Origin of the sequence: Xanthomonas sp. WHRI 1810A (assembly GCF_040202885.1) — a bacterium.
Taxonomy (GTDB): Bacteria; Pseudomonadota; Gammaproteobacteria; order Pseudomonadales; family Pseudomonadaceae; genus Aquipseudomonas.
In genome coordinates, this window is record NZ_JBEGED010000027.1 from 41699 (window position 1) to 56784 (window position 15086).

General features: G+C 62.2%; 10 protein-coding genes. 2 read left to right on the forward strand and 8 right to left on the reverse strand.

Going from position 1 to position 15086, the window contains the following annotated elements; genetic code table 11:
* Positions 1-43: 43 nt before the first annotated feature.
* The 8 genes from ABQX22_RS25540 to ABQX22_RS25575 all read right to left on the reverse strand — a co-directional run bounded on the left by ABQX22_RS25540 (position 44) and on the right by ABQX22_RS25575 (position 11462).
* Positions 44-1612: a sugar ABC transporter ATP-binding protein gene (locus ABQX22_RS25540; protein WP_349802645.1), complete on the reverse strand. Its 1569-nt coding sequence runs from the start codon at positions 1610-1612 to the stop codon at positions 44-46.
* Positions 1613-1676: 64 nt separating this feature from the next.
* Entirely contained in the window at positions 1677-2609 is a 933-nt protein-coding gene (locus ABQX22_RS25545) for a sugar ABC transporter substrate-binding protein (protein WP_349802646.1), read from the reverse strand.
* Between the two features lie 237 nt (positions 2610-2846).
* Complete coding sequence (locus ABQX22_RS25550) at positions 2847-3872, reverse strand: Gfo/Idh/MocA family protein (RefSeq protein WP_349802647.1); 1026 nt, start codon at positions 3870-3872, stop codon at positions 2847-2849.
* Positions 3873-4027: 155 nt separating this feature from the next.
* A complete protein-coding gene (iolD, locus tag ABQX22_RS25555) occupies positions 4028-5965 on the reverse strand; it encodes a 3D-(3,5/4)-trihydroxycyclohexane-1,2-dione acylhydrolase (decyclizing) (RefSeq protein WP_349802648.1) in 1938 nt (645 codons plus the stop codon).
* A gap of 245 nt (positions 5966-6210) precedes the next feature.
* Entirely contained in the window at positions 6211-7710 is a 1500-nt protein-coding gene (locus ABQX22_RS25560; RefSeq protein ID WP_349802649.1) for a CoA-acylating methylmalonate-semialdehyde dehydrogenase, read from the reverse strand.
* A gap of 25 nt (positions 7711-7735) precedes the next feature.
* Positions 7736-8545 (reverse strand): 5-deoxy-glucuronate isomerase, encoded by an 810-nt coding sequence (iolB, locus tag ABQX22_RS25565; RefSeq protein ID WP_349802650.1) that lies wholly within the window; start codon positions 8543-8545, stop codon positions 7736-7738.
* Between the two features lie 2 nt (positions 8546-8547).
* Complete coding sequence (gene iolE, locus ABQX22_RS25570) at positions 8548-9468, reverse strand: myo-inosose-2 dehydratase (RefSeq protein WP_349802651.1); 921 nt, start codon at positions 9466-9468, stop codon at positions 8548-8550.
* Positions 9469-9524: 56 nt separating this feature from the next.
* The gene (locus tag ABQX22_RS25575) at positions 9525-11462 is read right to left on the reverse strand and encodes a bifunctional 5-dehydro-2-deoxygluconokinase/5-dehydro-2-deoxyphosphogluconate aldolase (RefSeq protein WP_349802652.1); all 1938 of its coding nucleotides are present in this window, start codon (positions 11460-11462) and stop codon (positions 9525-9527) included.
* Positions 11463-11821: 359 nt separating this feature from the next.
* Here ABQX22_RS25575 and ABQX22_RS25580 point away from each other — a divergent pair, with 359 nt between their 5' ends.
* Both ABQX22_RS25580 and ABQX22_RS25585 read left to right on the forward strand, forming a co-directional pair.
* Positions 11822-12757 (forward strand): MurR/RpiR family transcriptional regulator, encoded by a 936-nt coding sequence (locus ABQX22_RS25580; protein WP_349802653.1) that lies wholly within the window; start codon positions 11822-11824, stop codon positions 12755-12757.
* A 282-nt stretch (positions 12758-13039) separates the two neighbouring features.
* On the forward strand, positions 13040-14353 hold the full coding sequence (locus tag ABQX22_RS25585) for a methyl-accepting chemotaxis protein (RefSeq protein ID WP_349802654.1): 1314 nt from the start codon (positions 13040-13042) through the stop codon (positions 14351-14353).
* Positions 14354-15086 lie beyond the last annotated feature (733 nt).

Sequence of the window (15086 nt, forward strand, 5' to 3'; positions counted from 1 at the left end):
CTTGTAGGTGTGTGCCGCCCAACAGGTCAGTCGGCAGGCCGCGTCAGTGGATCGCATTGCCCGACGCCAGGTGCATCACGCGCTCCTGGGTTGCTTCGGCGCGGTCCAGGGTGCCCATCAGTTCGCCTTCATGCATGACCAGCACGCGGTCGCTCATGCCCAATACTTCCGGCAGTTCAGAGGAAATCATGATCACGGCCATGCCTTCGCTGGCGAGGAATGCGATCAGCCGATAGATTTCGGCCTTGGCGCCGACGTCGATCCCGCGGGTCGGCTCGTCGAGAATCAGGATCCGGGGATTGGTCATCAGCCAGCGCGCCAGCAACGCCTTTTGCTGATTGCCGCCGGACAGCGTGTCGATGCACTGCTCCAGCGACGGGGTCTTGACCCGCAGCTTCTTGCACATGTCTTCGCACAGCGCGCGCAGGGCCTTTTGCTGCACGAAACCGTTGCCGGCGTAATGCGGCAGCACGGCCATTTCCATGTTTTCCAGCACCGACAGGCACGGGAACAGCCCGGTGAGCTTGCGATCCTCGGTCAGCAGCGCAAAGCCCTTCTCGATGGCGAAGTGCGGATCGCTGACCCGAACCCTGACGCCGTCCAGCTCGATCTCGCCGCCGGTGCTGGGGGTGATGCCGAAAATGGTTTCCGCCACGTTGGTGCGCCCGGAGCCCATCAGCCCGGCGATGCCCAGGATTTCCCCGGCGTGCAGGTCGAACGACACGCCATCGAACACCCCGTCCAGTGACAGATTGCGCACCGACAGCACCCGCTTGCCGATGGGCGTGTCGCGCTCGGGAAACAGTTGCGTGACCTCCCGGCCGACCATCATCGAAATCAGGCTGTCGCCGTTCATGCTGTCGGCGCGCTGCAGGCCGATGTAGGCGCCGTCGCGAAACACCGCCACTTCGTCGGCGATGGCGAAGACCTCATTCATTTTGTGGGTGATGTAAATGATGCCCTTACCCTGGGCGCGCAGGTCGGCAATGATCGAGAACAGGTGCGCGACTTCGGTTTCAGTGATGGCCGAGGTCGGTTCGTCCATGATCAGCACGTCGGAGTCGTAGGACACCGCCTTGGCAATCTCCACCATCTGCCGCTCGGCGATGCTCAGGTTACCCACCAGCTCCTGCGGGTCGAGGCGGATGCGCAACCGCTCCAGCAGCGCGGCGGTGCAGCGGTACATTTCCCGGTGATCGACCATGTGAAAGCCGTTGAGCTGTTCACGGCCGATCCAGATGTTCTCGGCGATGCTCATGTGTGGCATCAGGTTGAGTTCCTGATGGATCATGGCGATGCCCGATTGCAGCGCCGTCAACGGCGTGTCGAAGGTGACCGGCTTGCCACGCAGGCGGATCTCGCCGGCGTCCGGCTGGTAGATGCCGGCGATGATTTTCATCAACGTCGATTTGCCCGCGCCGTTCTCGCCCATCAGCGCCAGCACACTGCCCGCCCGGACACGCAGCTGCACGTTGTTCAGCGCGATGACGCCGGGAAAGGCCTTGCTTACGTCGACGATTTCCAGCAGGTAGGGCGACTCGATGCCCTGCGCGGCGGCATCGGGCGCAGCGTCGGTGCTGGCGTTGCTGTTAGCAGTAGCTGAAGCGAACATGATCACAGGCTCCTGTGCGACAGTCGCCGGGGACGCGAGCGCGCCCTTGTCCCCGGCGCGTCGATTATTGTTCGAAGGTTTTGACGTTGTCCGCCGTGATCAACCGGAACGGAATGACGATCGCCTGCTCGGGCAGGGGCTGCTTTTTCGCCATTTTCACCGCGGCGTCGATGGCGCCTTCACCCTGACCCTTGGCGTCCTGGAACACCGAAACCGTCAGATCGCCTTTTTTCACCGCATTCAAGCCGTCAGGCGTACCGTCGACACCAGCCACAAGCACTTCGCCTTGCTTCTTCCCAGCGCTTTTCAACGCCATGGCGGCCCCAATCGCCATTTCGTCATTGTTGGAAATTATCGCGTTGAAGCCCGTTCCTTGAGTCAACCAGTCATTGGTCAGGGCCATGCCCTTCTCCCGCTGCCAGCCGCCTGTCTGCTCCTGTGTGATCTTGATGTTCGGGTATTTTTTCAGAACTTCCTTAACCCCATCCGTCCGGCCCCGGGTCGAATTGTTCGACAGCTCGCCCAGCAAAATTACGATGGTCCCTTTGCCGTCCATCTTCTTGGCCAGGTATTCCATCTGCAACCTGCCGGCTTCCTTGTCGTCCGAGGTCACGGAGGCAACGCCTGCTGGCAATTTCGGATCGTCAGGGCGACGGTTGACGTAGACCAGCGGAATGCCAGCGGCAGTGGCGGCTTTGGTGATTTTTGCAGTGCCCTCTGTGTCTACCGGATTGACAATCAGCGCATCGACGTCCTTGCCGATTAGCTCCTGGACCTGGTCGAGTTGTCGGTTCACGTCGTTGCGACCGTCCACAAATTGCAGGTCAACATCGCCCATGGCCTTGGCTTTCTTGCCCATGTATTCGCGCATGTAGGTCAGGTAGGTGTCGTCGAACTGCGACATGGCTACGCCGATCTTCAGATCCGCCGCCATGGCAGCCCCGCTGCCGAGCATCAAGGCCAGGGCCAGCGAGGTAAAACGAAGCTTGATATTCATGAAAGGTGTGTCTCCAAATTCTTGTTGTTGTAGTGAATTGGGTCACGACGAAACGACTCTATTGGAACATAATTTCTAATTCAACAGCTTTTAGAATTAATTTCTATTTTCACCTGCTCCGATTGTTCCCACGCTCTGCGTGGGCACACCACTACTGACGCTCCGCGTCATGTGACGGACGCGGAGCGTCCAAACTGCATTCCCACGCAGAGCGTGGGGACGATCATTTCGCTTTGATCATCCCGTCAACCCAACAACCCGCCCTTCCAGTGCACTGGTCCGCGCGGCATCCAGAATCACTGCCGAGGCCACCGCGTCCCGGGCATCCACCGGCAGCGGCCCACCCTTCTCCACCGCGTCCTGGAACAGCCGGTAAAACTCGGGCCAGCAGCCGCGCTCCGACGGCACGCGCTCGCGGTGCTCGCCTTGCTCGAACCAGCCCCAGCGACGGTGTTCCTCGACGCCCCACCGCTCGCCTTCGGACTTGGGTGACAACCCGGCCAGCGCCGCGTCTTCCTGCCCGTCCAGGCCCTCAACGCTGTAGCAACCCAGCGAACCATTGACCCGAAAACGCGGTCCTTGGGCGTTCTGCAGACAATTGCCCCATAAGTGCGAAACCACGCCGCCGGCATGTTGCAGGGACACAAAAAAGCCGTGGTCCACCGGCTGATCCGGCGTGGCGAATTCAAGCTCGGCGTACACCCGCGTCACCGGCCCGAATAACAGGAGCGCCTGATCCACAAGATGGCTGCCCAAATCACGCAACATGCCGCCGCCACTGGGTTTGCCCACCGAGGCAGGCGAATAGCGCTCGACCCGGGACTCAAAGCGAGTGACCTTGCCCAGCACGCCGTCGTTGATCAGCTTGCACACGGTGAGAAAGTCCGAGTCCCAGCGCCGGTTCTGATAGACGCCCAGCGGTACGCGCCGCTGTTGCGCGGCGTCGACCAATGCCTGGGCGTGTGCCGCGTCGTAGGCGAAAGGCTTGTCGCTGACCACCGGCACGCCCAGTTCGATGGCTTCCAGGATCAACGCCTGACGTGAGGCCAGGGGCGTGGAAATGACCACGGCGTCGATGCCGGCAGCGACCATGTCCGCCAGGGTGTCGAACGCCGGGACTTTGGGGTAATCCCGTGACAGCTCTTCGCGGCGCTCCGGCGAACGGGTGACCACACCGGCAAACACCGCGCCGGGCAGGCTGGCAATCAGCGGCGCATGAAAATACCGCCCACCCTTGCCGTAGCCGACCAATCCGATTTTCATCTTGCTCTCCTTGTTCGTTCAGTTCGAATCAACGCCAAACCCGTGGGAGCGGACCTGTCCGCGAAGACTTAGGCACGGGCGCTGCAGCTGCGTCGAATGTACCGACCTCTTCGCGGACAGGTCCGCTCCCACGGGTTCAGCGTCGGGCCCGAGATTCAATACTGTCGGGCCTTGGCCAACTCGGCCTGCGACCGCTGATAAACCTCCGCCGTCGTGCCCTTGGTCGACACCGCCGCCACCCCCACTCGCCACCACGACAGGTAGCCGTGGATCATGGTCTTGGGCAAAACCTTGATGTCGATCAGCGTGGAAACGGTTTGCTGCTGCGCATCGATCAACGCCGCTTCCAGTTCGGCCTCGGTGCTGACCTTGTAGGTCTTGCAGCCATAGGCGGCGGCGCTCATGGCGAAGTCTACCGGCACCAGGCCGCCATCGAGCTGCCCGGTCTCGGGAGTGCGATAGCGAAATTCGGTGCCGAAGCTGTCCATGCCGTTGCCCATCTGCAGGTTGTTGATGCAACCGAAGGCCATGTTGTCCAGCAGCACGATGTTGATCTTGCGCCGCTCCTGGATCGAGGTTGCCAGCTCCGAATGCAGCATCATGTACGAGCCGTCCCCCACCAGCGCGTACACCTCGCGCTCCGGTGCGGCGAGCTTGACCCCCAGCGCCGCGTTGACCTCGTAGCCCATGCACGAATAGGCGTACTCGATATGGTAGGTGTCGACCCCGGTGCTGCGCCACGCCCGCTGCAAATCCCCCGGCAGACTGCCCGCCGCGGCGACAATCACCGCGTCGGTTGGCAGGCGTTGATTGAGCACCCCGAGCACCCGGCTCTGGGTCAGGCACGAGCCGGTCAGTTCGATGAATTCGCGCAGCACCGCCGGGTCCAGGTGGTCGGTGATTTCCGGGGCGAAATCCTGGGTCTGGTACTCGATGGCGTAGATGCGGTCGACCTCCGCGTCCAGTGCCGCTTTCGCCTCACGGGGTTGCTCGCCCCAGGCCGCGCGGTAATCGGTCTTCTCCAGCGCAGCGGTCAGCGCCTGCAACGCCACGGTGGCGTCGGCCAGCAGCTGAACGCCGTCCATTTTCATCACATCGAAGGCGCCGACGTTGAGGTTGAGAAACTGCACGTCCGGGTGCTGAAACAGCCATTTCGAGCCGGTGGTGAAATCGCTGTAGCGGGTGCCGACGCCGATGATCAGGTCCGCCTCCTTGGCCAGGATGTTGGCAGCCAGGCTGCCGGTTTCGCCGATGCCGCCCATGTTCAGCGGGTGCGCGGACACGATGGCGCTCTTGCCGGCCTGGGTTTCGGCGAAGGGAATGTCGAAGCGCTCGGCGAAGGCCTGCAACGCAGCGTTAGCGCCGGAGTAGCGCACGCCGCCGCCACAAATCAGCAGCGGCTTGCGTTTGCTTTTGAGCAGGGTCAGGGCGTCGTCGAGCATGGCCTGGCTCGGCGGGCGACGGTCGATCCGGTGCACGCGCTTTTGCAGGAAACTGTCGGGGTAATCGTAGGCTTCGGCCTGCACGTCCTGGGGCAACGCCAGGGTCACGGCGCCGGTGTCGGCTGGATCAGTGAGCACCCGCATGGCATTCAGGGCGGCGCTCATCAACTGCTCGGGGCGATTGATGCGGTCCCAGTATTTGCTCACGGCCTTGAAGGCGTCGTTGGTGCTGATGCTCAGGTCATGAAACTGCTCGATCTGTTGCAGCACCGGGTCTGGTTGGCGGCTGGCGTAGACATCGCCGGGCAGCAGCAACAGCGGAATGCGGTTGGCGGATGCGGTGGCCGCCGCAGTGATCATATTGGCGGCGCCGGGGCCCACCGAGGAGGTGCAGGCGTAGATCTTGCGCCGCAGGTGTTGCTTGGCGAAACCGATGGCGGCGTGGCACATGCCCTGCTCGTTGCGGCCTTGGTGCACGACCAGTTCGCCGCTGTCCTGTTCCAGCGCCTGCCCCAGGCCCAGCACGTTGCCGTGACCGAAAATGGTGAACATCCCGGCCACGAATTTGCTCTGCACGCCGTCGACTTCGACGTACTGATTATCAAGGAACTTCACCAGGGCCTGGGCCATGGTCAATCGTGTCGTGGTCATGCTCGCACCTTGTTGTTATTGGAGGTGATGAAGCAACTCTGTAGGAGCGAACTTGTTCGCGAAGCGGTTTCTGGATTGACTGGTCAATCGCCTCGCCAACAAGTTGGCTCCTACAGAAACAGTCATTGGCACCATGATCACTGTAGGAGCGCGCTTGCCCGCGATGACGGCCTATCTGCCCATACATCTCTGTCGGATGTACCGGCCTCATCGCGGGCAAGCGCGCTCCTACAGGGGGACGTCGGTTACTTCGCCGTCGGCATGCTGAACTCCGCGCCCTTGACGATGCTGTCCGGCCAGCGCTGCATCACGCTTTTGTAGCGGCTGTAGAAGCGCAAACCCTCGTCGCCGTAGGCATGGTGATCACCGAACAGCGAGCGTTTCCAGCCGCCGAACGAATGCCAGGCCATGGGCACCGGAATCGGCACGTTGATCCCCACCATCCCGACCTTGATCGTGCGCGCGAACGCCCGGGCGATGCCGCCGTCGCTGGTGAAGCACGACACGCCGTTGCCGAATTCATGGGCATTGACCAGCTCCACCGCCGCCGCGAAATCCGCCACATGGACGATGCCCAGCACCGGCCCGAAAATCTCCTCCTTGTAGATGCTCATCTCAGCCGTCACGTCGTCAAACAACGTCGCGCCGACGAAGAAGCCCTTCTCGGCACCGGGCACCGAGAAGTGGCGGCCGTCGACGATCAACTTCGCGCCTTCCTTCAGCCCCTGATCGATATAGCCCTCGACCTTGGCCTTGTGCACCGCTGTCACCAGCGGCCCCATGTCGGAGTCGCCGTTCATGCCGTTGCCGACTTTCAGCGCATCGATGCGCGGCAGCAGTTTGTCGATCAGCTTCTGCCCCACATCGCCCACCACCACCGCGATGGAAATCGCCATGCAGCGCTCACCCGCCGAGCCATAGGCCGCGCCAATCAAGGCGTCCGCCGCCTGGTCCAGGTCGGCGTCGGGCATGACGATCATGTGATTCTTGGCCCCGCCCAGGGCCTGTACGCGTTTGCCGTGGGCCGTGCCCTGTTGGTGGATGTATTCGGCAATCGGCGTCGAACCGACAAACGAAATCGCCTCGATGCCCCTGTGCTGCAACAGCGCATCCACCGCCACCTTGTCGCCCTGCACCACGTTGAATACGCCGTCCGGCAGACCGGCCTGCTTGAGCAGGCGCGCCATCAACAGGCTGGCCGACGGGTCACGCTCGGACGGCTTGAGGATGAAGCAGTTGCCGGTGACCAGGGCCATGGGAATCATCCACAGCGGCACCATCACCGGGAAGTTGAACGGCGTGACGCCGGCGCACACGCCCAGTGGCTGGCGCAGGTTCCAGTTGTCAATGCCACCGCCGATGTTGTCGCTGAACTCGGTCTTGAGCAGGGCCGGCGCGCCGCAGGCGAATTCGACGATTTCGATGCCGCGCACCACTTCGCCCTTGGCGTCGGAAAACACTTTGCCGTGCTCACGGGTGATGATCGCCGCCAGCTCGTCGTGGTGCTGATCCAGCAGCTCCTTGAACTTGAACATCACCCGGGCGCGGCGCAGGGAAGACTGATCGGCCCAGGCCGGAAAGGCGAAGTGGGCAGCTGCTACCGCGTCTTCGACCGTCTGAACGGTGGCCAGCGCCACACGGCCTTGCACTTCGCCGGTGGCCGGGTTGAACACGTCGCTGAAGCGCTCGCCGCTGTCCTGAATCTGGCCGTTAATGTAATGACCGATAACCGGGGCGTTGCTCATGATCTGCTCCTTGAAAACAATTGATTTACAGGTCCAGAAGCCACGCGTGCTCCGGATCGTTATGGAAATGCCAGGCGCGTGTGGGCCCGGCCATCACGTTCAGGTAATAGGACTCGTAACCATACGGCACGCTGACCGGGTGGTAGCCCTTGGGCACCGTCACCAGATCGTTGTTTTCCACGGCCATGGCCTGATCGATGCTGCGATCATCGGTGTAAACCCGCTGAAACACGTAGCCCTGGGCCGGGTTGATCTGGTGATAATAGGTTTCTTCGAGAAAACTCTGGTGCGGCAGATCGTCGGTGTCGTGCTTGTGCGGGGGGTAACTGGAGGAGTGGCCGGATGGCGTGCGCACTTCCACCACCAGCAAGGCGTTGGCCGGCTCGGTGTCCGGCAGGATGTCGCAGATGTAGCGGGTGTTGGCGCCCTTGCCGCGCACGCTGCGCTTCATGGTCTCGGGCTTGATCAGCCGTGGGGGCAGGTTTTTGCTGACGTCGCCCGGCGCGGCACAGACGGCAATCTGCACCGCGCTCAACGCCGTGACTAGCGCCTGGCTGCCAGGGGGCAGGTACACGGCGAACGGGGATTTTTCTTCGAACACCGATTGCCGGTCGCCGATGTTGTCCCAGCTGAACGTGCCCTGCCCCGGCGCTTCGCCGCTGACAGAGACCCGACCGGCCAGCAGCACCAGACACAACTCTTTATCACCCGCGCTGACCGGCAGACGTTCGCCCACCGTCAGGCGATGAGCGGCGAAACCGACGTATTCCAGAACACCTTCCGCCAGTGCGACCACGTCGCGGCCCTGGGGTTTGCTTTTGACCAACAGGTTCATGTTCACACGCTCCTTTGGGCGGGATTCTGCTCTTGGGCCGCGGCCAGCAGGTTGCGCAGCGTCCGGTAGCCCTTCTCGGCATAAATATAGCTGGGCGCCACGGCCGGATCCTGCTCGGCTTCCACCACCAGCCAACCGGCGTAGTTGGCCGCGAGCAGCACGTCCAGCAGCGCAGCGAAATCGATGTCGCCATCACCGGGCACCGTGAAGGTGCCGTTGATGATGCAGTCCGGAAAACTCCACAACTGGTTGCGCGCCAGCTGCACCACGGGTTTGCGCACGTCCTTGAAATGCACGTGGCACACCCGGTCGATGTGCCGGCGCAGCACCTGCAACGGATCGCCACCGCCCATGTAGCAGTGACCGGAATCGAACAGCAACCCGACTTCAGGACCGGTCCGCGCCATCAACTGGTCGATGTCCTCGGGGGATTCGACGTACGCGCCCATGTGGTGGTGGTACGCCAGCCGCACCCCATGCGAGCCGGTAAACCGCGCCAGTTCAGTGAGCTTGTCAGCGTAGGCCTGCCACGCACGTTCGGTATGAAAACGCGGGCGTTCCACCAGCCGGATGCGCTGACCCTGGATCGAGTCGGCCACTTCGCCGTAGACCAGCACCGACGCACCGTTGTGCCTGAGCAGTTCGACATGAGGAGTGATGGCGTCGATTTCTTCGGCCACCGAGCGGCTGGCCAGGCGGCTGGAGTACCAGCCCGAGACCAGCGCCAGATCGTACGGGCGCAGCACATCGCCGACACCCTGGGCGTCCTTGGGAAACTTGCCGTTGAGCTCGAAACCTTCGTAGCCGATGGCCTTGCCTTCGCTGAGGGCGGTGCTCAACGGCGTTTCACCGCCCAGGGCCGGCAGGTCGTCGTTGCTCCAGGAAATCGGGTTGATGCCAATGCGGATTGCGGAAGCGGGCATGGTCTGCACCTTTTTTGTTTTGGTTGCTGGCAAAAGTCAGTCGAGCCAATGAGCGATCAGGCCCGGGCATCACGCCAGGATTCAATCAGAAAACCAAAATTGGCCCGCACCCCGGCGATCAGTGCGGCGTCGTCGATCTCCCCTTCGAGCCACGCGCGGCTGGGTTCGTGAAAAATCGTGCGGCCTACCGCGAAGCCCTGACAGGTCGTGCTGTGGCGGGCCTGGCGGAATCCTTCGGCGAGTGTCTCTGCCGGTGCGTTGAGCCCCAGCAACACCACGCCACGGCAATACGGATCGCGCTCCTGAATCAGCGCATCGAGCTGTTCCCAGACCTCGGCTGGCTGCGCTTCGATCTTCCACCACGCGGGGTAAATCCCCAGGTTGTACAGGCGCTTGAGGGAACGAAGCATGACGTCCGGGTAGGTGGACGGGTGGTCCTTGGGCGGGATGATTTCCAGCAGCAGTTCGTGGCCGCTGGCCTGGGCCGCGTCGTACAGGCCGCGGATTTGCGCTTCCTGTTCCAGACGCAGCAGCGGCTCGTCATCCGGGTGGTATTGCACCAGGCACTTGATGATCTGTTCCTTGGGCCAGGTCATGAGGTTGCTGCCCACCGACCGGCCGTGCTCGAAGGCCAGCGGCCGCGAGCCCTGTACTTCCACGGGACGAGCGATCCACCAGCCACGGCCGGAGGCAGCGTTGAGCGAGTCCTGACCGAAACGCTGGTCGGCCAGCAGCCCGACGTCGGCCTCGATGCCGCGTGCCTTGAGGTCCGCTTCCACCCGTTCCACCGCCTGAATGAACAGCTGCTTGAGCTGACCGAGGCTGCTCAGGTCGCGCCCGGCCTTCTGCGCCAGCTCCACCAGTTGCCCGCGATGATCGAAGGCGAAGATAAACAGCTGCTTCCACTGTTTGCGCGGCACGCTGACCTGATGCAGGCGCTGCAGGACCGGGTCCTGATCGGGGCGCGTGATCGGCACCGGGCTGTTGAACAGGTAATCGAGCTCCACGAGCGTGGGCATCGCCGGTGCGCAGGCGTGACGGGACACCACCAGCCCACCGCAGGCATTGGCCAGCTGGCAGCAGCGCTCGTCGCTTTCGTCATTGAGCCAGCCTTTTAGAAAGCCCGACATGAAGGCATCGCCCGCGCCCAGGACGTTGAGCACTTCGACGCGCACGCCGGGGTAAATGGCGCCGTCTTCGAGCCGGTCGGGAATCGGGCCATGGATCACCGTGCACCCTTGCGGGCCGAGCTTGACCACCAGCGTCGCCGCCGTCAGTTCGCGCACTGTGCGCAACGCGGCCAGCAGATCGGTGCTGCCACCGGCCATCTGGAATTCTTCTTCCGTGCCGACGATCAGGTCAAAGCGCGGCAGAATTCGTTGCACGTGCTGGCTGACTTTCTGATCGGCGACGAACCGGGTGGCGCCATCGGCCTTGCCCGCCAGGCCCCACAGGACCGGCCGGTAATCGATGTCCAGCACGCGTTTGACGTTGTGGCGTTCGGCGTAATCCAGCGCCCGGCTGCTGGCGGTGAACACCTGGTCGGTGGAGAAATGCGTGCCGGTGATGAGCAGCGCTTTGCTGGTGGCGATCTGCGCTTCATATATGTCGTCGCTGTGAATCGCCATGTCGGCGCAGTTTTCGCGGTAGAACACCAAGGGGAAGGTTTCGCGGTCCTTGATGCCGAGCAGCACCATGGCGGTCAGGCGTTCCGGATCCACTTTTATGCCGCTGACATCGCAGCCTTCGCGGGTCAGGGACTCCACCAAAAACCTGCCCATATGGTCATCGCCGACCCGGGTCAGCATTGCCGATTTCAGGCCCAGGCGCGCGGTGCCAAAGGCGATGTTGGCGGATGAGCCGCCCAGGTATTTGGCGAAACTGGTGACGTCTTCAAGGCGCGCGCCGACCTGTTGCGCGTAGAGATCAACGCCCAGGCGGCCGAGGCAAATCACATCCAGTGCACGCCCGGTGGCAAAACGAGTCTGGCCCATAGTGGCTCCTTTTATTTTTATCAGCCTGCGTTGTGCACGGGTGCACGAAACGCGCTTGGTGGATGCAGACTAGATCGCCTTGAAACACCGATCAACAATTATTCTAAATATTTTTCATGTGGAATATATTTTCCATTAAGTATCCAATGCCGTCACGGCCGTCGATGGACGCTGCAACCGCTGTAAACTGCGGGTCGTTCCAATTGTAGGAGCGCGCTTGCCCGCGATAGCATTCTTTCAGCCGACGCCGGTTGTCGAATGTACGGATGCCATCGCGGGCAAGCGCGCTCCTACAGGCTACCTATCACTACCATCGGCCATCCGCGCCTTAAAAGAACAAGCCAAAGGAATTCAAGCGTATGTCCAGCACCGATCAGCCTTCCTTGCCAGACAACGGCGTCGACACGCCTGGCGCCGAGGCTTCGTCGATCATCCCCCCGGAGACGGCCGACGCCCTGCTCAGGCTGATCACCACCGAATACGAAAGCCTGCCGCGCCAGCTCAAGCGCATTGCCAGCTACATGAGCCAGCAGAGCGACCGGATCATGGTCGACCGCATCAGCGACATCGCCCGGGAATGCGAAGTGCACCCCTCCGCCATCGTGCGGTTTTCCCAGCGCTTCGGGTTCAGCGGCTTCAGCGAAATGCAGGCGCTGTTCCGCGAGGCCTACACCCACAAAGCCACCCCGGTGCAGAACTACCAGCAACGCATTCGCAGCATGATCGCCAACAAGTCGCAGAAAGCCAGCGGTGGCGACCTGGCCCGGGAGTGCGTGCACGCGACCCTGTCCGGGCTGGAACGACTGGCCCTGGAACTGGACGACGAGGCGTTCGACAAGGCCGTGGACCTGGTGGTCAACGCCGACAACATTTACGTGGTCGGGGTGCGGCGCTCGTTCGCGGTGGCTGATTACCTGGTGTACAACCTGCAGCACACCAACAAGCGCATTCACCTGATCTCCGGCCTGGGCGGCAGCTACCGCGAACAGATGCGCAGCGTGCGCGCCAATGATCTGGTGATCGCCATCAGCTTCACGCCGTACGGCAAAGAGACGCAGCACTGCCTGCGCATCGCCCAGCATCATCAGGCCAAGACCCTGATCATCACCGACAGCAACCTGTCGCCCCTGGCCAAGCGGGCCAATTCGGTGTTGCTGGTCAACGAAGGCAGCTCGTTCGCCTTCCGCTCCCTGAGCGCGACCCTGTGCCTGTGCCAGGCGCTGTTCATCGCCGTCGCGTATCGCCTGGAGCTCAAAGTGGACGAAATGTCCGAGCAGATGGGGTTTGAGGATTGACCTCTGCGGCAGAGGATTACCGGTCATTGTAGGAGCGCGCTTGCCCGCGATTGGGACGACGCGGTTCATTCGATAAACCGCATTACCGTTCTTCGCGGGCAAGCGCGCTCCTACAGCCAGCAGACTTATACAAAAATAACTCTCTGTACAATAAATAACATGGCTTTTTAGCACCACATCAGTATGATCGGCCCACTGCAAGGGAAAACGCAGCAGAGTGCTAGCCCGCTCTCTACGGGCCATGGACAGGAATCATCGCTGTTCATGTACCGAGCCGCCGCCATGTTTTTCAACTCTTCGAATAAAAAACTTGTACAAGATCTACAACTTACCCTCGCCCGCCAAGACAGCTTGCTTGCGGCGATAAGCCGTTCAATGGCGACCATTGAGTTCGATCTCAACGGCGTCGTCCTCAGCGCCAACGAAAATTTCCTGACGACCATGCGCTATCGCAGCGAGCAAGTGATCGGCAAGGAACACAAAATATTCTGCACCCCGGACTTTGCCCGCAGCAGCGAGTACTCACGGTTGTGGGCCCGACTGCGTAATGGCGAGTTCGTGTCCTCGACCTTTCAGCGCATCGCCGGCGACGGCGCGACCGTCTGGCTCGAGGCCAGCTACAACCCGATCAAGGACGTGGACGGCAAGGTGGTCGGCGTCATCAAGTACGCCATGGACGTCACGGACAAGGTGCAGGCGGAAAACGAGACCCGGAACAAGCTGGCCGCCATCGATCGCGCCATGGCGGTGATCGAATTCGACCTCAACGGCAACATCATCGCGGCCAACGACAACCTGTTGCGGTTGATGGGTTACAACCGTCAGGCATTGCTGGGCCAGAACCACACGCTGCTGTGCCCGCCTGACGTCAGCGCCAGCCCGGACTACCAGGACTTCTGGCGCCGCCTGAACAAAGGCGAGTTTTTCAGCGGCCAGTTCAAGCGGGTCAGTCGCCAGGGCCAGACGCTGTGGGTGGAAGCCAGTTACAACCCGGTCTACGACGCCAACGGCGTGCTGTGCAAAGTGGTCAAGTTCGCCTCTGACGTCACCGTGCGTATCGAGCAGCACGAGCAGGACTCGCGCAGCGCTTCCCAGGCGTATCACATTTCGGTCCAGACCCAGAAAGTGGCGGAGCAAGGCACGCAAGTGATCCAGCAGGCCGCCAGCGAAATGCGCCAGATCTCCCGCAACATCGAGGACTCCTCACGAATCATCGGTCAGTTGGGCGAACGCTCCGAGCAAATCACGGCCATCGTCAACACGATCCGCAGCATCGCCGACCAGACCAACCTGCTGGCGTTGAACGCAGCCATCGAGGCGGCCCGGGCCGGTGATCAAGGCCGTGGCTTTGCGGTAGTGGCCGACGAAGTCCGCCAACTGGCAGGCCGCACCAGCCGGTCGACCGAGGAGATCTCGCAGATGATCCAGGTGATCCAGAGCGAAACCCGGCAGGCCATCGTCAGCATGGACAACACCCGCACCACCGCCGCCAAAGGCGTCGACCTCGCCGACCAGGCAGGCTCCGCCATCGTCCAGATCAGCGAAGGCACGCTCAATGCCGTGGATGCGGTGCGGATGTTTGCGCAAAAGGATTAACAGCCGCGCTCCAACAGGCATCGCGTTGCGCCTTCGACTCTGGCCGCAGGCCGTGAAAACTCGGTTTGCCAGCGACAGGGATGGCGCTTTTGACTCTGGCCGCAGGCCAGGGGAACTCGGCTTGCCAGCGATGGGGATTGCGCTTTTGACTCTGGCCGGAGGCCGTGGGAGCTTGGCTTGCCAGCGATGGGGCGCGTAGCGGCCCTGAAACCCTGCAACCAGGGGGTGTCTGTCGGAACCGACTCAGCAGGTTTTACTGCCGCTTCGCAGCAGATCGCAGGCAAGCCAGCTCCCACGCCTTCGGCAGAAGCGGGCCGCGGAGCGCCTGCTCCAACAGGGATGGTGCTTTTGACTCCGGTCGGAGGCCAGGAGAACTCGGCTTGCCAGCGACAGGGATGGTGCTTTTGACTCTGGCCGCAGGCCGTGGGAGCTCGGCTTGCCAGCGATGGGCCGCGCAGCGGTCCTGAAACCCCACAACCAGGGGTGTCTGTCGGAACCGAATCAGCAGGTTTTACTGCCGCTTCGCAGCAGACCGCAGGCAAGCCAGCTCCCACGCCTCCGGCAGAAGCGAATCGCGGGGCGCCTGCTCCAACAGGGATGGTGCTTTTGACTCCAGTCGGAGGCCAGGAGAACTCGGCTAGCCAGCGACAGGGATAGTGCTTTTGACTCTGGCCGCAGGCCGTGGGAGCTCGGCTTGCCAGCGATGGGGCGCGCAGCGGCCCTGAAACCCTGC